Annotated in this window: 1 protein-coding gene; it reads right to left on the minus strand. The window is 50.5% G+C overall.

Annotated features, from left to right (window positions below; translation table 11 throughout):
• Positions 1-65: 65 nt before the first annotated feature.
• Positions 66-782 carry an IS21-like element helper ATPase IstB gene (gene istB / locus EVJ32_RS15975; protein WP_131459130.1) on the minus strand — a complete coding sequence of 239 codons (717 nt, stop codon included), beginning with the start codon at positions 780-782 and terminating at the stop codon, positions 66-68.
• Between the last annotated feature and the right edge of the window lie 169 nt (positions 783-951).

Below are 951 nucleotides of genomic sequence, written 5' to 3' on the forward strand. Positions count from 1 at the left end.
TGTATTTTGCAATACAAATGTGCACAATAATGCAACGAAAAGTACAGAACTTTGCCAGCTGGGTTTTAGTGTTTCGACAACGCATGCGTGACACGATAACTGTCACCTGTGAAGTTTAGTATGTGAGCGTGATGGATGACGCGATCGACGAGTGCCGCCGTTAGGCGCGCGTCGCCAAAGATGCGATTCCACTGGCTGAACTCAAGGTTGGATGTGATGATCAGGCTCTTTCGCTCGTACCAGTCGGTGATGAGATGGAACAGGAGTTCCGCAGATTCTTTTGTGAGAGGGATGTATCCCATCTCGTCTAAAATGATAAGGTCTGCCGATTCGAGACGTGAATGGAAGCTGCTCAGTTTCCCATCCCGCCAGGCCTTGTTGAGTTGCTCTACGAGCTCGGAGACCCGGAAGAACCTCACCTCATAACCTTTGTGACAAGCTTCTCTCCCGAGTCCGATGGCCAAATGGGTCTTTCCTGTTCCCGGGGACCCTGTCAGAACGACGTTCTGTGAATGCTCGACGAAATTCAGTGAGGTCAGTTCGTCCTTATCCAAATGCTTCGGGAAGTAGATGTGATTGCCCCAGTGATAGTCGTCGAGTGACTTGTTGTTGATGAATTTCGCCTTTTTGATAAATCGTTGCGCCTTCGCTTCTTCGCGGAGGCGCATTTCCATGGAGAAAAGTTCCATAAGAAATTTTTCAGGGGATTCCGTTGGAATCGATTCATAGATTTCGGCGACGTAGGCAAGGCGGAGCGACTTGCACATTTCTTTCAAGCTCATGCAGTGCCACCTTCTTCCCACGGCCGATTCAGGCTATCGTACTTGCTCCAGTCCACATCATAAGGATGGCCCTCGACCACGGCTGGATCGTCGTCCTCGCTCAGTAGCTCGTATAGGCGTTCATTGATCTCGAGGATCGGATACAGTGCGAGCTTGGCTCGGATCCAGG

Source organism: Exiguobacterium sp. SH5S4 (assembly GCF_004337045.1).
Taxonomy (GTDB): domain Bacteria; phylum Bacillota; class Bacilli; order Exiguobacteriales; family Exiguobacteriaceae; genus Exiguobacterium; species Exiguobacterium aurantiacum_A.

Excerpts from the sequence above, each read along its gene's own strand:
- istB (WP_131459130.1), bottom strand. The coding sequence starts at position 782 with ATGAGCTTGAAAGAAATGTGCAAGTCGCTCCGCCTTGCCTACGTCGCC.